Origin of the sequence: Sphaerisporangium corydalis (assembly GCF_025506355.1) — a bacterium.
Lineage (GTDB): Bacteria > Actinomycetota > Actinomycetes > Streptosporangiales > Streptosporangiaceae > Sphaerisporangium > Sphaerisporangium corydalis.
In genome coordinates this window covers 1-19,798 of sequence record NZ_JANZYP010000058.1, presented here as the reverse complement: position 1 = coordinate 19,798, position 19,798 = coordinate 1, and the positions used below count along the sequence as shown (strand labels likewise).

General features: G+C 70.9%; 11 protein-coding genes. 7 read left to right on the top strand and 4 right to left on the bottom strand.

The annotated features are described in order from the left end of the window. Nucleotides 1–107: 107 nt before the first annotated feature. On the bottom strand, nucleotides 108–1,406 hold the full coding sequence (locus tag NYZ98_RS30980; RefSeq protein ID WP_262847129.1) for an ROK family transcriptional regulator: 1,299 nt from the start codon (nucleotides 1,404–1,406) through the stop codon (nucleotides 108–110). A 528-nt stretch (nucleotides 1,407–1,934) separates the two neighbouring features. Between NYZ98_RS30980 and NYZ98_RS30975 the strand changes: the two genes are divergently transcribed. From NYZ98_RS30975 to NYZ98_RS30960, 4 genes are all read left to right on the top strand, one after another. Next, entirely contained in the window at nucleotides 1,935–3,446 is a 1,512-nt protein-coding gene (locus NYZ98_RS30975; RefSeq protein WP_262847128.1) for a galactose-binding domain-containing protein, read from the top strand. Nucleotides 3,447–3,842: 396 nt separating this feature from the next. After that, a complete protein-coding gene (locus tag NYZ98_RS30970) occupies nucleotides 3,843–5,312 on the top strand; it encodes a sensor histidine kinase (RefSeq protein ID WP_262847127.1) in 1,470 nt (489 codons plus the stop codon). Between the two features lie 189 nt (nucleotides 5,313–5,501). Next, entirely contained in the window at nucleotides 5,502–6,842 is a 1,341-nt protein-coding gene (locus NYZ98_RS30965) for a lipase family protein (protein WP_262847126.1), read from the top strand. Between the two features lie 278 nt (nucleotides 6,843–7,120). Continuing rightward, complete coding sequence (locus NYZ98_RS30960; RefSeq protein WP_262847125.1) at nucleotides 7,121–8,095, top strand: hypothetical protein; 975 nt, start codon at nucleotides 7,121–7,123, stop codon at nucleotides 8,093–8,095. 53 nt (nucleotides 8,096–8,148) lie between these two features. Here NYZ98_RS30960 and NYZ98_RS30955 read toward each other — a convergent pair whose 3' ends face one another. Next, entirely contained in the window at nucleotides 8,149–9,075 is a 927-nt protein-coding gene (locus NYZ98_RS30955; protein WP_262847124.1) for an AraC family transcriptional regulator, read from the bottom strand. Between the two features lie 117 nt (nucleotides 9,076–9,192). On the opposite strand from NYZ98_RS30955, the gene NYZ98_RS30950 reads away from it, so the two are divergent. Then, the gene (locus NYZ98_RS30950; protein ID WP_262847123.1) at nucleotides 9,193–9,675 is read left to right on the top strand and encodes an anthrone oxygenase family protein; all 483 of its coding nucleotides are present in this window, start codon (nucleotides 9,193–9,195) and stop codon (nucleotides 9,673–9,675) included. Here the strand turns inward: NYZ98_RS30950 and metH are convergent. Then, nucleotides 9,660–13,115: a methionine synthase gene (metH, locus tag NYZ98_RS30945; protein WP_262847122.1), complete on the bottom strand. Its 3,456-nt coding sequence runs from the start codon at nucleotides 13,113–13,115 to the stop codon at nucleotides 9,660–9,662. The genes NYZ98_RS30950 and metH overlap by 16 nt on opposite strands. 50 nt (nucleotides 13,116–13,165) lie before the next feature. Further along, nucleotides 13,166–14,347: a methionine adenosyltransferase gene (gene metK, locus NYZ98_RS30940; RefSeq protein WP_262847121.1), complete on the bottom strand. Its 1,182-nt coding sequence runs from the start codon at nucleotides 14,345–14,347 to the stop codon at nucleotides 13,166–13,168. A gap of 1,083 nt (nucleotides 14,348–15,430) precedes the next feature. Here metK and NYZ98_RS30935 point away from each other — a divergent pair. Continuing rightward, the gene (locus NYZ98_RS30935) at nucleotides 15,431–18,424 is read left to right on the top strand and encodes an AfsR/SARP family transcriptional regulator (RefSeq protein ID WP_262847120.1); all 2,994 of its coding nucleotides are present in this window, start codon (nucleotides 15,431–15,433) and stop codon (nucleotides 18,422–18,424) included. Between the two features lie 521 nt (nucleotides 18,425–18,945). Beyond that, entirely contained in the window at nucleotides 18,946–19,674 is a 729-nt protein-coding gene (locus NYZ98_RS30930; protein ID WP_262847119.1) for a 4'-phosphopantetheinyl transferase family protein, read from the top strand. Nucleotides 19,675–19,798 lie beyond the last annotated feature (124 nt).

The following is a 19,798-nucleotide window of genomic DNA, read 5'->3' as shown; positions in this document are numbered from 1 at the left end:
AGGTGCCGCCGGAGGGTGCCGCCCCCTGGCTGGTTGGTGCCGTTCGGCTGTGCAGCGCTGCGAATGATCAGCTCTGCAAAAAGCGTATCAAATGATGAAATTAATCGTCAGCTACCTGCCAGATCGGTTGGGGTTACCGCGAGCGGCGCGGAGCCGATCGCGGTGGGATCGTTGATCACCTGGTCGACCACCATGCTCGCGGCGCCGCGCGAGGCGGCGCCGAAGCCGAGGCCGGAGGCCAGGAACCGGCAGCGGGCGGCGGGACCGGCGATGACCAGCCGTTCCAGCTCCGCCTGGGCGGGCGGGATGAGCCGTTCCGCCAGCTTGGCGAAGTAGCCGCCGAGCACGATGACCCGCGGGTTGAAGAGGTTGACCAGGATGGAGCCGCCGAGCCCCAGCCACCGTCCCACCTCCGCCACCGCGGCCAGCATGCGCGGATCTCCCGCGGCCAGGCCGAGGGAGATCTCGGCCACCCTCTCCTCCGGGTCGGGGGTCGGGGCGGTGTCGAGCTCGTAGGCCAGCTCGGGCGTCGCCGCCCTGACCAGCGCGGCCAGCCCGACCTTGGTCTCCCAGCAGCCGGTGCGCCCGCAGCCGCACCGGATCCCGGTGGGGTCGACGGGAAGGTGCCCGACCTCACCGGAGAACCCGTCCGCGCCGCGGAGCAGCCGGCCGCCGACGATGATGCCGCCGCCGACGCCCACCTCACCTGTGAGGTAGACCATGTCGGCGGTGCCCGCGGCGACGCCGCCGGTGTACTCGGCCAGGGCCGCGAGGTTGGCGTCGTTGTCCACCATCACCGGTGCGCGCACGTCGCCGATCTCGGCCCTGAGCAGGTCGGCCAGCGGCAGGTCGCGCCAGCCGAGGTTGGGCGCGAAGGCGACCGCGCCCCGGGCGACGTCGACCAGGCCGGGGACGGCGACCCCGATGCCGGCCGGGGAGGCCCCGGCGCGGGAGAGGTCGTCGATGGCGTCCTTGGCCACCCGGCCCAGCTCCTTGAGCGAGCGGTCGGGGCCCATGCCCATGGCGTCGAAGCCGACGCGCCGCTCGACCAGGACCCGTCCGCCGAGGTCGGTGCCGTAGACCGCGACGTAGTCGACGTTGATCTCCGTGCCGAGTATGCCCACGTGGGAGCCGTCGAGAGCGACGGCCCGCCGGGGCCGGCCGACCGCGCCGACGTGCTCGATGCCCACCTCGCGGGCCAGGCCCCGGTCGAGCAGCTCGGCCATCAGGCTGGAGACGGTGGCCCGGTGCAGGCCCGTCGCGTCGGCGATGTCGGAGCGGGAACAGGATCCCTCGTCGCGCAGGTGGCGCAGGACGAGGGCGAGGTTGGCCCGGCGGAGCGAGGCGTGACCGACGGCCTGCGCGCCGATGCCGGCCACGCGCGTCGGAGGCTGCCTCTGGGCCACGCCGTCACCCGTCCAAGTTTGTATGTATCGGAGACCAATTAACCGAGTTCTAACACGGACCGAACATCCCCGTAAATCCCCGAGCCTGGTAACGACTTGGCATCCTGCGACGCGCCCGAGGTCAGCGCGACGCGACGGTTCGCGTTACAGAAGCGTTACGAAAGCCGAAGCGCTTCGACACTTGCACCCTGTCGGAGGGGCGCTCTTTAATGCGACAAGCCCTGCAAATAAGTTCCGCAAACCCGCAAGTTGCTCGTTGATGTTTGAAATTTCACGAGGAGGGTTGCGGTAGTCACTCCCTGAACTCCCGTCCGTCCGGCCGGCCAGACCCACGGCGGAGTCGTTCCCGCCGACTTCGGCTCCGCCATGGTGGTGCCGCTCGGCCGTCCGGATGGACGGGACCCCTTGCTCCGGCCGGCCGTGGCGGGACCAGGCCACGGCCGGCCGGCTCCACCGGGAGTGAGCGCGACCCTCGCGAGACCGTCAACGCGGCGACGGCGGAACATCGATGCGAGGAGTCAACCATCCATGCCTAACTGGCGCAGCGTGACAGCCGCCACCGTCCTGCTCCTGGCGTCGGGCCTGACGTCGATCCCGGCCCAGCCCGCCCTCGCCTCGGCGCCGAAGGCGGCGCCCGCCGCCGCGGCGGCGCACACGAGCTCCGACGTGCACCTGTTCTACTATCCGTGGTACGGCTCGCCCACCACGTACGGGAGCTACCGGCACTGGCAGCAGGGCGGCCACACCCCGCCGGCCGACATCGGCGCGAACCTGTACCCGAAGCTCGGCCCCTACGACTCCGGCGACCTGCCCGGCGCGGTGACCCAGCACATGCGGTGGATCCAGCAGTCCGGCGCCGGGGTCATCGTCTTCAGCTGGTGGGGGCAGGGCTCCTACGAGGACGGCCTCGCCGCGGGGGTCCTGGCCACGGCCGCCCGGTTCGGCATCAAGGTCGCCTGGCACCTGGAACCGTACACCGGGCGCACCGCCGCCTCGACGGTCGCCGACGTCACCTACATCAACTCGCGCTACGGGAGCAGCCCGGCGTTCTACCGTGACGCCGCGCACGGTAACCGGGGCGCCTTCTACGTCTTCAACAGCCTGGACATCACCGACTGGACCGCCCTGGACCAGGTGAGCTCCACCAGCATCGTCCTGGCCCAGACCACCGACACCTCCAAGGTCGCGCACTTCGGCGGCATGTACACCTACGACGCCATCGCCGGCGCCACCGCCCCCGGCTGGCGGGGCGCCAGCGACTACTGCAAGGCCAACGGCCTGGTCTGGGCGCCCTCGGTCGGCCCCGGGTACATCGACGACCGCGCCGTGCCGGGCAACACCTCACCGACGCTCGGCCGCAACAACGGCGCCACCTACGACACCGAGTGGCAGAACGCCCTGTCGGCCGCGAACGGCGGCGCGCCGAGCTGGGTCTCGGTCACCTCGTTCAACGAGTGGCACGAGGGGTCGGTGCTGGAGCCGGCGAGCTCCACGCCGCCGGCCGGAAACGGCTACGAGACCTTCAACGGCGCGTACGGCAGGACCGGCACCGCCGCCGAGACGGCCTACCTGGACCGGACCAAGTACTGGGTGGACCAGTACACCGGGACCAGCACCCCGCCCGCCAACCCCGACCTCGCGGCCGGCAAGGCGATCACCTCCAGCAGCCACAACCAGAACTACGTCGCGGGCAACGCCAACGACGGCAACGCCGGCACCTACTGGGAGAGCGCCAACAACGCCTTCCCGCAGTCGATCACGGTCGACCTGGGCGCGGTGACCAGCGTCGGCAAGATCGTGCTGAAGCTGCCGCCGTCGTGGGGCACGCGGACCCAGACGCTGTCGGTGCTCGGCAGCCAGAACAACTCGGCGTACTCGACGCTGTCGGGGTCGCGCGGTTACACCTTCAACCCCGGGAGCGGCAACACCGCGACGGCCACCTTCACGGCCTCGTCGCAGCGCTACATCCGGCTGCTGATCACCGGGAACACCGGGTGGCCAGCCGGGCAGGTCTCCGATTTCCAGGTCTACCGGACGTAAAGCGTCCGCCGCCGGGAGCGGGGCGAGGGGACGGGCGGGCACGCGGCATCCGGGGGGGGGGGGGGGGGGGGGGGCGCGGGGCCCCCCCCCCCCCCCCCCCCCCCGCCGGAGTTCTGGGCCCGGTCACGCGCGCTTGACCCGGCGCTGACGCGATCATGTGAGGCTTTTGTCGCATTTGCACCATTTTGGGGTGTCTGGTAGGTTGGATTTTGCCCTAGCGAGTCGTTACCGGTCACCCGATCGGACCCGGCGCCCACCCACGGTGACGGGAAACGCCCGGCGACGCCCGCGCCCACCCTCCTCCGGCGCCCCATCGGGCGCCCCGCGACCCGGCGGGCCCCCGTGGACCAGGCCAGGCCGCGACGGCTCCCTGACCCCGGCCGAGAGGAGGACCCCGTGCGCACCCGCACCACCCCGGCGAGACGCCGCCTCCCCCTGTGGCGGCCCCGGTCCATCCGCGGCCGGGTCACCGCCCTGGTCGCCGTCCTCGCGATGCTGCTCCTGGTCCCCTGCGGCATCCTGGCCGGCATGGTCGCGCGCCAGGAGCTGAACAACGCCGGATGGCTGGACGCGCGCCGCGCGGCCGACCTGATGGCGGCGGCCGACCGGGCCGGGAAGCTGACCGGCCCCGTCATCACCAGCAGCGTCCCCGGCGTCGACCTGGTCCAGCTCGTCGGCCCCGACGGCCGGATCCTCGCCTCCTCGCCGGGCGCGCGCGGCCACGGCCGGCTCAGCACCGTCAGTCCCTCGCCGGAGGATCCGCAGCGGGACGTGCAGACCTGCGCCAGCCCCCGCCTCGGCTGCATCCGCGTCGCGGCCGTCCGGGTGATCCCCGGGCAGAACTCCAACGTGATCTACGCGGGCGGGCCGGTCCGCGGGGTGATCTCGACCGGTGTGTTCGACGCGCTGTTCGCGGTGCAGGTCGCGGCGCTGATCTCGCTGGCGATCTGGGCCACCTGGAAGATCACCGGCCGGACGCTGCGGCCGGTGGAGGCCATCCGCGGCGAGCTGGCCGCGACCAACGTGAACGACCTGAGCAGCCGGGTCCCCCAGCCCGACGGCGACGACGAGATCAGCCGCCTCGCCCGCACGGTCAACAGCACGCTGGAGCGCCTGGAGCACGCCAAGGAACGCATGGACCGGGTGCTCGCCGCCCAGCGCCAGTTCACCTCCGACGCCTCGCACGAGCTGCGCACCCCGGTCGCCGGCCTGCGCGCCCAGCTTGAGGAGGCGCGGCTGCACCCCGAGGACACCGATCTTCCCGACCTGCTCGACCGCACGCTCGGCGACGTCGACCGGCTGCAGGCCATTCTCACCGACCTGCTCCTGCTGGCGAAGGTCGGCGCGGGACCGCTCACCCAGCTCGAGGACGTCGACCTGGCCGACACGGTCAACCTGGCGGTCTCCCGCCGCGCCGACCGGCTGCCCGTGCGGCTCCGGCTGACCCCCGGGGTCGTCGTCAAGGCGGTCGACACCCAGGTCACCCGGGTCCTCACCAACCTGCTGGACAACGCCCAGCGGCACGCCAAGCGGGCGGTGCTGGTCGAGGTGCGCCGCGAGGGGCACTGGGCGGAGCTCATCGTCGCCGACGACGGCGACGGCATCGCCGAGGCCGACCGCGAGCGCGTCTTCGAGCGCTTCACCCGGCTGGACGCCTCCCGGTGCCGCGACAGCGGGGGGACCGGCCTCGGGCTCGCGATCGTCCGCGACATCGCCCGCGCCCACGGCGGGAGCATCAAAGTGGGGACGTCGCAGGCGGGCGGCGCCCGCTTCGTCGTGCGGTTCCCCCTGGCCGGTGAACCGGCGCCGCACTTCCCCGACGCCCCGCTCCCCCTGGCCACCACCGTGGCCACCTCCCGCCGCTGACCCGGGCCGTCCGCCTGGGCGGACGGCGGGCATGAGTTTGCGAGCGCATGAGATTCGCCCTGGCATGTGGCGGAAATTGTGAGAGAGCAGGCGGATCTCGGGCGCATCAAGCGCGGGGGGCGATTGCCATCCTGCTCATCATGGAGACCGCGTACCAGTCGAAACCGTCGCTGACGGAAGGTGTATGGCGTGGCAAGCGTGGATACCACCAGGAACAATCGCCAGTCCGACAAGACGGTCACGGCCACTGTCGGCCAGACCGCCGCGGGCAAGATGGTGAGCGGCACCAGGAAACCGGACATGACCGGCGGGATGCCCGCGGCCGAGCAGGGGATGCGCAACGTCCTCGAGGCCGGCGGGATGTGGACGCGGGACGCGAAGGCGCCGAGCTATGACGAGCTCCGCCCGTACGGGCACCGCGAGACGTCGGGGTTCCCCGTCTACAAGGACCTGGAGGCGCGGCTGCTCGAAGCGACCGGCCACCCGGACCCGGAGATCGCGCACCTCATGGCGACGTGCGCCGCGTACTCCTACTCCGACCCCGCGACCCTCTCCATGATCATGGCCAGGATGGGGCTCGAGGACAACCAGTGCCGGATGATCCGGACGTCGGTCGACGCGATGCTCATCGACTCGACCGCCTTCCTGATCCAGAGCAAGAGCGGCAAGGTCGGCATCCTGTGTTACCGGGGCACCGCGCCGATGAACCTCATCGACTGGATGAGCGGCATCGACGTCGAGCCGGAGCGGATGGGCTACCAGATCAGCGACCCGTGCGCGACCGTGCACGCCGGCGTCTACCGCAACGTGCGGGCGACGCGCTTCGAGGTGATGAACGCGCTGCGGCTCGCCTGCGACCGCCAGTCGGTCCGCGCCATGGACATGGGCGGCGTCTCCCAGCACAACGGCAACCCGCAGGCCATGGGGGTCACGCAGTCCCACGGCGACCTGCGGATGGAGGGGAACCTGGAGGCGCTGTACATCACCGGGCACAGCCTCGGCGGGGCCATGGCCGCGCTGATGGGCGTCATGATCAGGCACGAGCGCAAGTACCGGGAGGCGTTCGCCGACCGGCTGCGGGCCGTCTACACCTTCGGCCAGCCGATGATCGGCGACCGCGCGTTCGCGGAGGCCTGCGAGAGCGACGAGTTCCTGCGGCAGAACGTCATCCGCTACGTCTACGACGGTGACGTGGTGCCGCACCTGCCGTCCACCCTGTCGGGCGCCTTCCGGCACTTCGGCCGCGAGATGCACTACCGGGTGCCGCACCTGCGCAACAGCATGGTCAACATGATGAGCTATCCGCGATGTTCCTCGCAGATGCGCAAGGGCCGGTGGGAGGCCAGGAGGCACCCGGCGCAGCAGATGATGGGCCTGCTGGAGATCCCGATGTCGGTGATGGGGTTCGTCGCCAGGAAGTTCGAGGCGACCCGCTCGCTGCCGGTCGTCTATTCGGCCGACGACCATCTCCCGCAGCACTACGTCTCGGCGCTGACCCCGCCAGGAGTACAGAACGAGTTCGGCGACTGAGCCGGCCGGATTCTCCGCTGTGACACCTGTCGCCGATCCGCCGTCCTGGCGGATCGGCGCTTCTCTGTTTAACGTGGGCACGGCCGCCCGGCGGTGTTCGGGTTGTGCCCCGCCCCGCCCCCCGGCTCTTTCGGGGGCCCCCCCCGATTCTCTGTTTACCGTCGGCACGGCCGCCAACAGGGGGGTACGGCCGAACTTCTGAGTATCTTGATTGACATCGCGGATGGTCGGGTGAAAGGCCCGGATTCCCGGCGTCGACCTACTCAGGAGCGGGACAGGTGAATCCTCGTACCGACGGGAAGGCCCCGAAGCGGCCCGCCGGAAGGCGGCTGCCGGCGCTGTTCGTGGCGGTGGCGATCGCGGCCGGATTCCTGTCCTCCCCGGTCCCCGACCAGGCCGGGGCCACCGGCGAGGCGGTGACCGTGAGCGCCGCCGGCGAGCCGGAGCACGAGGACGCCGGCCTGGTGCCGGAGCGGGAGAACGCCGGCCCTGGGCGGCCCAAGCGGTGCAAGTACGGCCACAAGCGGGGCTCGAAGAAATGCCGCAAGAAGAAGCGGCGATCGCACGGCGCCCAGGGCAAGAGCGGCGACGAGGGCAGCAAAGGCGACTCTGGCGATAAAGGCGACAAGGGCGATAGCGGGGATAAAGGCGATCAGGGCGACTCCGGGAATACCGGGGATAAAGGCGATAAAGGCGACAGCGGGGATAAAGGCGACAGCGGCGACAAAGGCGATAGTGGGGACAAGGGCGATAAAGGCGATACCGGGGACAAGGGGGAGACCGGCGAGCGCGGCGAGACCGGGGAGCGGGGCGAGGCCGGCGCGAAGGGGGACACCGGGTCCAAGGGCGACCAGGGTCCCAAGGGCGACATCGGGAACCCCGGGCCGCCCGGGCCCGCGGGCGTCGCGGGCCCGGCCGGTCCTCCCGGGCCGTCGTCGAGCGTCGACGCGGCCCTGCTGGCGGGCGTCGAGCTCATCGGGTTCGCCCCGGGAGGGGCGCGGCAGGTCGCGATCCACGATCCCCGCGCGGCCAATCCGTGGATCGACATCTCGGCCCGGCTGTCGCCGTCCTTCGGCGAGGTGGTCGGCGTCGCGCTGAACCCGGTGGGGCCGCTCCTGCGGGTCGTCGTGCTGGACACGCGCCGGCACGTCGCCCAGGCGTCGTGCACGATCGACCCGGCGCCGGGCACGGGCGGCACGCCCCCCTGGCCGGGCAACTGCACCCCGTTCGCCGACCTCACCCCACCCTGGTAGCCCAGGCCCGCCGACTCCGTACCCGGCAACGCCGCTCCCCCGGCAGCGGAGGGTCAGCGGCGGTACTCCTGCGGGCTGAGGCCGTGCACGCGTTTGAAGGCCGTGCTGAGCGCGAAGGAACTCCCGTAGCCGACCCGCCGGGCCACCGCGCCCACGGTGACGTCCGTCTCGCGCAGCAGGTCGGCGGCCAGGGCCAGCCGCCAGCCGGTGAGGTAGGCCATCGGCGGCTCGCCCACCCGCTCGGCGAAGCGGCGGGCCAGGGCGGCGCGGGACACGCCGGTCTCGGCGGCCAGCGAGGCCACCGTCCACGGCCGGTCGGGATGGTTGTGCAGCACGCGCAGCGCCTTGCCCACCACCGGGTCGCCGTGCGCGCGGTACCAGGCGGGCGCCCGCGCCTCGGGCCGGGAGAACCAGGCGCGCAGGGCCGCGATGAGCAGCAGGTCGAGCAGCCGGTCAAGGACGGCCTCCTGCCCCGGCTCGTCCTTGACGATCTCGTCGCCGAGCAGGGGGACGAACGGGCACCGCCAGGCGTCGGCGCGCAGGGCCAGCAGCGGTGGCAGCGCGGCGAGCAGCCGCCCGTTGACCTCCCCGCGCATCTGGTAGGTGCCGGTGAGCATCATCGTCGGCCCGTCCAGGCTGTCGCCCCACGTGCGCACGCCGAGGTCCATCGCCTGGGTCAGCGACTCCCCCTCGGGGGTCGTGCAGTGCTGCCCGGGGTGGATGTGGATCTGGGGCGGGGTGGCCGGGTCGTCGGCCACGGTGTACTCGTCCGGCCCCCGGACGATCGCCACGTCACCCGGCCGCAGCAGCACCTTCTCCCCCGCGTCCGGCACCACCCACGCCTGGCCGCGCACCATGGCCACCACCGTGAGCGGCGCGCGGTCCTTGATGCGCAGGGACCAGGGCGGGGTGAGGATGGAGCGCAGCAGGAAGGCGCCCCGCGCTCTCGGGCCGTCGAGAAGGCTCGCGAGGGTGTCCATCCGCCCACCCTAGACGCCTGAACATGGGATCGCGCTTCTCAACCATGGCCCGTCTCACGGCCCGGCGCTTCACTGGTCCCTATGGATACCAACCACCACGTCGGAAAGGATCGGAAGATGTCCCTCACGCTGGTCGCCGCCACGATCGCCACAGGCCTGGTCGCCGGCCTGTTCTACGCCTTCTCCATCGCGGTCATGCCCGGCCTCGGCCGGGCGGACGACCACTCCTTCGTCGGGACGATGCGGGGGATCAACGTGGCGATCCTCAACGGCTGGTTCATGCTCGCCTTCCTCGGCGCGCCGGTGCTGATCGCGGTCTCCGGGGTGCTGCACCTGCGCGGTGCCGGGCGCCCCGCCGTGCCGTGGATCGTGGCGGCGCTCGTCTGCTACCTGGTGATGCTGGCCGTCACGTTCGTGGTGAACGTGCCCATGAACGACGCGCTGGAGGCGGCGGCGAAGGCCGGCACGGACCTCGCCGCCGTGCGCGGGAACTTCGAGGAGAGGTGGGTGCGGTGGAACCTGGCCCGCACCGTGTTCTCCACCGCCGCCCTCGGCTTCCTGGCCTGGGCGCTGGTGGTCGGGTCTCAGACGTTGAAGTAGCTGGCCTCGGGGTGGTGGACGATCATGGCGGAGGTGGCCTGCTCGGGGTGGAGCTGGAACTCCTCCGACAGGCTCACGCCGATGCGGGAGGGGTCGAGCAGTTCGAACAACTGCGTCTGGTCCTCCAGGTTCGGGCACGCCGGATACCCGAATGAATAACGGCAGCCCTGAACATTCACCTTCAACATATCCGCCAGCGTCTCGTCACCCCCGATCCCGAGCTCGGACCGCACCCGCGCGTGCCAATACTCCGCCAGCGCCTCGGTCAGCTGCACCGACAACCCGTGCAGCTCCAGATAATCCCGGTAGGCGTCCTTGGCGAACAACTCCGCCGTCGCGTCCGACACCCGGCCGCCCATCGTCACCACCTGGAACTCCACGACGTCGACCTCTCCCGACTCGCGCGAGCGGAAAAAGTCCGACAAACACAAATGCCGGTCGCGGCGCTGCCGGGGGAAGGTGAACCGGGTGCGCTCATTTCCCGCCTCATTGAGGATGATGAGATCGTCGCCGTCGCTGACGCACGGGAAATACCCGTACACGACCGCGGCCTCCAGGAGGTTCTCGGTCTGCATCCGCTCCAGCCACATGCGCAGCCGGGGCCGGCCCTCGGTCTCCACCAGCTCCTCGTAGGAGGGCCCCTCGCCGCCGCGCGCGGCCTTCAGCCCCCACTGCCCCATGAACGTGGCCCGCTCGTCCAGGAACGCCGCGTACTCCGCCAGTGAGACGCCCTTCACGATCCGTTCACCGATGAACGGTGCCACCGGGACCGCGTTGCCGGTCGCCACGTCCGAGCGGGCGGGGAGCTCCTCGACAGCGGTGCGCACCAGGGTGGCGCCCGCCTTGACGCGGCGTTCGCGCAGCGGCGGCAGGCTCGCCCCGGCCACCCCGCGCTTGACCGCCATGAAGGAGTCCATGAGGCGCAGTCCCTCGAAGGCGTCCCTGGCGTACCGGACGTGGCCGCCGAAGATGTCCGCCAGGTCCTGTTCGACGTAGGCGCGGGTCAGCGCCGCTCCGCCGAGCAGCACGGGGAAGCGGTCGGCGATCCCCCGGGCGTTCATCTCCTGGAGGTTCTCCTTCATGATCACCGTGGACTTCACCAGCAGGCCCGACATGCCGATCACGTCGGCGTCCTTCTCGACGGCCGCCTCGAGGATCGTCGACACCGGCTGCTTGATGCCCAGGTTGATCACTTCGTAGCCGTTGTTGGACAGGATGATGTCCACCAGGTTCTTGCCGATGTCGTGCACGTCGCCCTTGACGGTCGCCAGCACGATGCGCCCCTTGGTCACCCCTTCGAGGCGCTCCATGTGGGGTTCCAGGTAGGCGACGGCGGTCTTCATGACCTCGGCGGACTGCAGCACGAACGGGAGCTGCATCTGCCCCGAGCCGAACAGCTCGCCGACGGTCTTCATCCCCTCCAGCAGCACCTCGTTGATGATCTCCAGCGCCGGCCGCTGCCCCAGACCCTCGTCCAGGTCGGCCTCCAGGCCCTTCTTCTCCCCGTCCACGATGCGCCGCTGGAGCCGCTCCCACAACGGCAGGCCCAGCAGCTCCGCGGCCCGGTCCTGGCGCATCGAGGCCGCGTCCACGCCGTCGAACAGCTCCATGAACCGCTGCAACGGGTCGTATCCCTCACGACGCCGGTCGTAGACCATGTCCAGCGCCACCTGACGCTGCTCATCAGGGATCCGTGCCATGGGGAGGATCTTGGAAGCGTGCACGATGGCCGAGTCCAGGCCCGCGTCCACGCACTCGTTCAGGAACACCGAGTTCAGCACGATGCGCGCCGCCGGGTTCAGGCCGAACGACACGTTCGACAACCCGGACGTCGTCTGCACGCCGGGGTAGAGGCGCTTCAGCTCGCGGATGGCGTTGATCGACTCCAGCGCGTCGCGCCGGGTCTCCTCCTGGCCGGTGGCGATCGGGAACGTCAGCACGTCGACCAGGATGTCCCCGACGCGCATCCCCCAGTTGACGGTCAGGTCCTCGATCAGCCGCTTGGCGACCCGCACCTTCCACTCGGCGGTGCGCGCCTGGCCCTCCTCGTCGATGGTCAGCGCCACCACGCCCGCGCCGTGCTCCCGCACCAGGCCCATGATCTTCTGGAACCGGGAGTCGGGGCCGTCGCCGTCCTCGTAGTTCACCGAGTTGACCACCGCGCGCCCGCCCAGCATCTCCAGCCCGGCCGCGAGCACCGCCGGCTCGGTGGAGTCCAGCACGATCGGCAGCGTGGAGGCGGTGGCGAAGCGGAACGCCAGCTCCTTCATGTCGGCCACGCCGTCGCGGCCCACGTAGTCCACGCACAGGTCCAGCATGTGCGCGCCGCCCCGCGACTGGGCGCGCGCCATCTCGACGCACTCGTCCCACTCACCGGCGAGCATGGCGTCGCGGAACGCCTTGGAGCCGTTGGTGTTGCACCGTTCGCCGATGGCCAGGTAGGAGGTGTCCTGGCGGAACGGCACGTGCGCGTACAGCGAGGCCGCGCCGGCCTCGGGACGCGGGTCGCGTGCGCCGGGCGCCTGGCCGCGCACCTGCTCCACCACCTTGCGCAGGTGCTCGGGGGTGGTGCCGCAGCACCCGCCCACGAGCGACACCCCGTACTCGCGCATGAAGCCCTCGTGCGCGCCGGCCAGCTCCTCGGGCGACAGCGGGTAGTACGCGCCGTCCGAGGTGAGCACCGGCAGGCCCGCGTTGGGCATGACCGACAGCCGGGCGTCGCAGTGGCGGGCCAGGTAGCGGAGGTGCTCGCTCATCTCGGCCGGGCCGGTGGCGCAGTTGAGCCCGATCACGTCGACGCCCAGCGGCTCGATGGCGGTGAGCGCGGCGCCGATCTCCGAGCCCAGCAGCATCGCGCCGTTGGTCTCGATCGTCACCTGCGCGATCACCGGCACGTCACGCCCCGCCGCCTCGATCGCCCGCCGCGCCCCGATCACCGCCGCCTTCACCTGCAACAGGTCCTGGCACGTCTCGATGATCAGCGCGTCGGCGCCGCCCGCGATCAGCCCGGCCGCGTTGTCCCGGTAGGCGTCGCGCAACGTCGCGAACGGCATGTGACCCAGCGTCGGAAGCTTGGTGCCCGGGCCCATCGACCCCAGCACGAACCTCGGGTGATCAGGGGTCGACCAGTGGTCGGCCCGCTCCCGCGCCAGCCGCGCGCCCGCCTCGGAGTACTCGAAGACGCGCTCGGGGATGTCGTACTCCCCGAGCGCGGCCAGATTGGCACCGAAGGTGTTGGTCTCGACGCAGTCGACACCGACCTCGAAGTAGGCGTCGTGGACGCCCTGGACGATGTCGGGACGGGTGACGTTGAGCACCTCGTTGCAGCCCTCGTACCCCTCGAAGTCGTCGAGGGTCGGGTCGTGGGCCTGCAACATCGTCCCCATGGCCCCGTCCGCGACCAGGACTCGCCGGGCCAGGAGCTCGCGGAAGGTCGTCATGGTGTGCCTCCTATAGACGGGTCGGGCTGAGCGGGATCGAACTCATTTTCCTAGATCGCCTGGCGGAGCGCGTCGGCCCGGTCCACCGACTCCCAGGGGAACTCCTCGCGGCCGAAGTGGCCGTAGGCGGCGGTGGCCGAGTAGATCGGGCGGAGCAGGTCCAGGTCGCGGATGATCGCGGCGGGCCGCAGGTCGAACACCCGCAGGATCGCGTCCTGGATCTTCTCCGCCGCCACCTTCTCGGTGCCGAAGGTCTCCACGAACACCCCGACCGGCTGCGCCTTGCCGATGGCGTACGCCACCTGCACCTCGGCGCGGTCGGCCAGCCCGGCGGCCACCACGTTCTTGGCGACCCACCGCATGGCGTAGGCGGCCGAGCGGTCCACCTTGGAGGGGTCCTTGCCGGAGAACGCGCCGCCACCGTGCCGGGCCATGCCGCCGTAGGTGTCCACGATGATCTTCCGCCCGGTCAGCCCCGCGTCGCCCATCGGGCCGCCGATCTCGAACCGGCCGGTCGGGTTCACCAGCAGGCGGTAGCCCTCGGTGTCGAGCTGGAGGCCGTCGAGGATCACGTCGACGACCTGCTCCTTGATGTCGGGGGCCAGCATGTCGGCGAGGTCGATGCCGGCGGCGTGCTGGGTGGACAGGACGACGGTGTCCAGGCGGACGGGCCGGTCGCCGTCGTACTCGATGGTGACCTGGGTCTTGCCGTCGGGGCGCAGGTAGGGAATGGTGCCGTCCTTGCGCACCTGCGACAGCCGGTACGCCAGGCGGTGGGCCAGGGTGATCGGCAGCGGCATCAGCTCGGGGGTCTCGCTGGTCGCGTAGCCGAACATCAGGCCCTGGTCGCCGGCGCCCTGACGGTCGAGCTCGTCGTCGCCCTCCTCCTCGCGGTGCTCGTAGGCGTCGTCGACGCCCTGGGCGATGTCGGGCGACTGCGCCCCGATGGACACCGACACGCCGCACGAGGCGCCGTCGAAGCCCTTGTGGGAGGCGTCGTACCCGATCTCGAGGATCTTCTCCCGGATCAGGCCGGGGATGTCGACGTAGGTCTCCGTGGTCACCTCACCGGCGACGTGGACCTGACCGGTCGTGATCATCGTCTCGACGGCGACACGGCTCTTGGGGTCCCCCTTGAGCATCGAGTCGAGGATCGCGTCACTGATCTGGTCGGCGATCTTGTCCGGGTGGCCTTCGGTGACCGACTCGGAGGTGAACAGGCGGCGGGACATCTTCACTCCTCGGATTCATGGGCGCGAGCTCTGCTCCGCGCGTGGGGAGCTTCATCTCGGAAGCGATTGTCGGCGGCCACGCTCAAGGATCGCTCGACGGCGCGACAGGAGCCGCCCGGCGATGACGGAGGCGTCCCCCTCACCGCCGCGCGGGCGCCGGGGCGTGGCCGTGTCCCCGGGACCCCCGACGATGACCGCATTCGTCCGGATATCCTTTTTTATTATCAATTCAACGATGCTATGGATGCACGCTCGCGTGAAAAGCAAGGGCCATCGTGCGAGTGACGCTCGCGCGACGGCCCTTGCCCGCGTGGGGACTTGCTACATAGGAAGCCACCGACCAGAGACACCACCTCACCGTGCTGATAAAATTCCGTCAAACTCGATTGATTAGATGCTAGGCCGGGACCGAAGCACGCTGACACCCCTGCACTCCCCCTACCGTTACCCGGGGGAGATAACCGCCTTATCCCACCGTGCTCCGCCCCGTTTCCGGCGGCACCGCGCGTATCGGCGAACAGTGGCCGGAATAGCGCCGTGAATACCGGCCGGCCCCGCCATTCTGGGAATTCTTCCGCCCCGCCCACCGCCCCGCCACCGGCGCGGGACCGCCGCGGCGGCCGGGGGTCCGGGGCGCGGGCCCGTCCCGCGCGGGACCCGGCGCCCTCGTGGCCCGGTCCGCGTCCCGGCCCCCGATGGGACCGGACATACTGTCATATCGACCTAGTGGTCACCCTTGGTGAAACACCCCACGCGCACCGCACACAAATGAGTCATTTCGTTCTATAAGGTGGTATTTTTCCAGAAGATAACGGTCTTCAGTACAAAAGTTTTCGGCAGGTAAATATCCGGCTGGTTCCCGTGGCTGGTTGGTTGTACTATACGGGGCATTAGTGGTAAGAGGCTCTGGGGAGGGACGACCAGCATCGTCGCGCATGGCCGCACGTCCCGCCAGGCGATCCGCCGCCACCGGCAGCAAAGCCCGTCCCGCCTGAGGCGACGTACCTGATACTTGTCTCAGCAGGGCTGAGAGCGTGAAGACTTCCGGATGGGTCCGCGGGTTTTCTGGCAAGGAGTCAACAGGTGGAGTTCCGGATCCTGGGGCCACTTGAGGTGATCGCAGACACTGAACGACTGGACATCGGGGGGACCCGCCAGCGCATCACACTGGCCCACCTCCTGCTGGACGCCAACCGGCTGGTCACCGTGGACCGCCTCGCCGAGGCCATCTACGGCGAGGACCTGCCCTCGACGGCGCGCGCCCAGGTCCAGATCTGCATCTCCTCGCTGCGGCGGCTGTTCGCCGCGCACACCGGCGCCGACATCATCTCCACCCACTCCCGGGGCTACATCATCCGCGTCGAGGAGGGCGACCTCGACGCGCAGCGGTTCGAGGCGCTCAGCGCCCAGGCGCGCCGCGCGCGCAACGCCGGCGACCTCGACGGGGCCGTGAGGACCTACCGCGAGGCGCTCGGGCTGTGGCGCGGCGAGGAGGCCCTGCAGGGCATCGAGAGCAGGCCGGTCCAGTCGGCGGCGAGCCGGCTGACCGAGGAGCGGATGACGACCAACGAGGACTGCATCCAGCTCGAACTGGAGCTCGGCCGCCACCAGGAGCTGGTCGGCGAGCTGACCCGGCTCATCGACGAGTACCCCCTGCGCGAGCGGCTGCGCGGGCAGCTCATGCTGGCGCTCTACCGGTCGGGCCGCAGGGCCGAGGCGCTGCAGGTGTACCGGCTGGCCAGGGAGACCATGATCGAGGAGCTGGGCATCGAGCCCAACGACCAGCTCCAGCGCCTGGAACACGCGATCCTCACCGCCGACGAGAGCCTGGACACCCCGGCCAAGGCCACCACCATCCCGGCCGAGCCGCCGCCCGCCCCCACCGTCGCGGTGCCGTTCCTGCTGCCGAGCGCGATCGCCGACTTCACCGGCCGCACCAAGCAGATCGACGCCATCGAACGTGAGCTGGCGCTGGCCGGCGAGGACCCGGCCCGCTTCGCCGTGCCGATCATCATCGTCGCCGGGAAGGGCGGCATCGGCAAGACCACCGTCGCCGTGCACACCGCCCACATGGTGGCCGAGCGGTTCCCCGACGGCCAGCTGTTCGCCGACCTGCACGGCGGGGCCTCCCGGCAGGTCAGCCCGATGCACGTCCTGGAACGCTTCCTGCGCGCCCTCGGCGTGCCCGGCAGCTCGATGCCCGAAGGGCTGGAGGAGCGCGCGGAGATGTACCGCGACCTGCTCGCCGACCGCAGGACCCTGATCGTCCTGGACGACGCCGCCACCGAGAGCCAGGTCCTGCCGCTGCTGCCCGGCACCCGCATGTCGGCCGTCCTCATCACCAGCCGCAGCCGGCTGGCCGGGCTGGCCGGGGCCATCCACGTCGACATGGACATCTTCGACGCCGACCAGTCGATGGAGCTGCTCGGGCGCATCGCCGGGCCCGCGCGCGTCCGCTCGGAGGTGGAGTCCGCCAAGGCGCTGGCCGAGCTGTGCGGGCAGCTCCCCCTGGCGCTGCGCATCGCCGGCGCCCGCCTGTCGGCCCGCCCGCACTGGAGCATCGAACAACTCGTCAATCGCCTCGAAGACGAGACGCGGCGGCTCGACGAGCTCAATCATGGCGATATGGGCATCCGGGCGAGCATCTCCCTGACCTACGAGAGCGTCGGCGCGGACGCGCGGCGGCTGTTCCGGCGGCTGGCGATCCTGGACACCGGGCACTTCTCGGTCTGGACCGGCGCGGCGCTGCTCGGCCTGCCGTTCACCGACGCCGAGGACCTGTTCGACGAACTGGCCGACGCCCAGCTCATCGAGTCGGCGGGCGGCTACGGCGTGCACGGCCTGTACCGCTTCCACGACCTCATCCGCGTGTTCGCCCGCGAGTGCCTGGCCGGCGAGGAGACCCCCGCCGACCGCAGGGCGGCGCTCGAAAGGATGCTCGGCGCCCTGCTCTTCCTCGCCGAGGCCGCCAACCGCCGCGCGTACGGCGGGGACTACGTCCAGATCCACAGCGACGCCCCGCGCTGGCCGCTGCCCGAGCGGCTGACCGCCCAGATCGTCGCCGAGCCGCTGCCCTGGTACGAGCGCGAGCGCCCGCTGCTGGTCTCCGGCATCCGGCTGGCGGCGCAGGCGGGTTTCGTCGACCTGTCCTGGGACCTCGCGATCAGCGCGGTGACGCTCTTCGAGTCGCGCGTGTACCTCGACGACTGGCGGGAGACCCACGAGGTCGCGCTGGCGGCCGTCCGCCACACCTCCAACGTCCGGGGCGAGGCCGCGATGCTGTACTCGCGGGGCTCCCTGCACATCACCGAGAAGCGGTTCCCCGAGGCGCGCCGCGACTTCGAGGCGGCGACCCGGCTGTTCGACGACATCGGCGACGACACGGGCACCGCCCTGGTGCTGCGCAACATCGCCTTCCTCGACCGGATGAGCGGCGACTACGAACAGGCCACGGCGCACTACGAGCGGGCCCTGTCGATGTTCACCAGCACCGGCGACCAGGTGGCCTCGGCGTACGTGCTGCACAACCTGGCGCAGCTCAGGCTGGAGACCGGCGACCCCGAGGGGGCCAGCAACCTGCTGTCGGAGGCGCTGGAACTCAGCCGCCAGGGCGGCAGCAGGCGGGTGGAGACCCAGGTGCTCCACCGGATGGGCGACACCTACCTCGGGTGGGACGAACCGGCCCTCGCGGCGGAGATCTTCGACACGGCGCTCGCGATGGTGCGGGAGATCGGCGACCCGGCCGGCGAGGCGTACATCCTCAACGGGCTCGGCATCGCGCGCCTGCGGCTGGGCGAGACCGCCGTCGCCGAGGACGCGCTGCGGCACGCCGTCCGGCTGGCCAGGACGACCGGCGACCGGCTGGCCGAGGCGCGCTCCCTGCTGGGCCTAGGCGAACTGGCCCTGGCCTGCGAGGACGCCGAGCACGCCGTCATCCACTTCGAGCAGGCGCTGAGCCTGTTCCAGTCGATCCGCACCCCGGCCTACGAGGCGCGGGCCCTGGCGATGCTGACCGAGGCGCGGACCATGCGCGGCTCGGAGGGGCGGATGGGCGAGTCGGGGGAACTGGTCGGCTGACCCCTTACGACACCACTGAATGCTTTTCAGGCATCAAAGGAACATTCACCGCGCCGAATGTCTTACGGTCCTTTCGCGCCATGGAACACCCGAATCTCCGTGTTCGCATCTCGCAAACAGCCCTCCCGCGCCGGAGGCGTTTCTCCGGGCTTCCCGGCGTTAATCCGATAAGGCCGCGATACCGTGCTGACCTGCGGCGACGGCCGCACACGCCCCGTGGCGGCGGTCGCGCGGGCGTCCCCTGCGTGAACCCTTACTTCCCCACGCCCCTGCCCTAGCCCGCTGGAGGCCCGTCCCGAGAAAGATTTGCGTTGATTACTCGTGGTACCTCGGCATCGATACGCTTGGGTGGTGACCGCTACGCGAGTGAGCAACGAAAGGTCCCCGGGGGCCGGCGTTCTCCATTTCGCCGTTTCCGCGACCCGCGGTGCCCTCGGGCACGGCCCGCCCCGGCCGGGGGCCGGCGGGCGAGCGCGAGACGGCGACGCGCCCAGGCGGTCCCTCCCCCGCCGCGAGGCACCATGATCAAGTCGATCCTGCCGGACTTCGTGGTGGCGGCCGACCTGCTCACCGACCCGCCGGACGCCGCCCTGTTCCCCGAAGAGGAACTGGCGATCATCCACGCCGACGACAAGCGGCGCAAGGAGTTCAGCACGGCGCGGGTCTGCGCCCACGACGCGCTCCGCAAGCTCGGGATGCGCCCGAGCCCGGTCCTGCCCGGGCTCCGCGGCGAGCCCCAGTGGCCGCCGGGCGTCGTCGGCAGCATCACCCACTGCGCGGGCTACCGTGGCGCGGTCGTCGGCGTCTCCTCCAAGGTGACCACGATCGGCATCGACGCCGAGCCCAACGAGCCGCTGGTGCACGGCGTCCTGGACGCCGTCTCCCTGCCCGAGGAGCGCGAGAGCCTGCGCAGGCTCGCGGCGCGCCACCCCCGCGTGCACTGGGACCGGATGCTGTTCAGCGCCAAGGAGTCGGTGTACAAGGCGTGGTTCCCGCTGACCAAGCGGTGGCTCGACTTCGAGGACGTCATGATCAGCGTCGACCCGGCGAACGGCAGTTTCTCCGCCTGGCTGCGGGTGACCGGGCCGCGCGTGCGCGGGCAGCGGATCTCGGCGTTCGGCGGGCGCTGGATGGTCGACGCCGGCCTCATCCTCACCGCCGTCATCGTCCCGGCCCCCGGCCGTTCCGGCCTCAGCCGCCAGTCCACCCACCCCACCCCCCACACCCGCCGCCCCGCCCCCACCCGCTGACCCGCACACGTTGCCAGGCGGGGCGGACGGTACCCTCGGCCGCTGCTGTGCTCATGTACCGGGCGCCGAGGCGGCGGGACGCAGTACGGCGAAGTCGGCGCCATATACGGCCCCGAGCCAGACT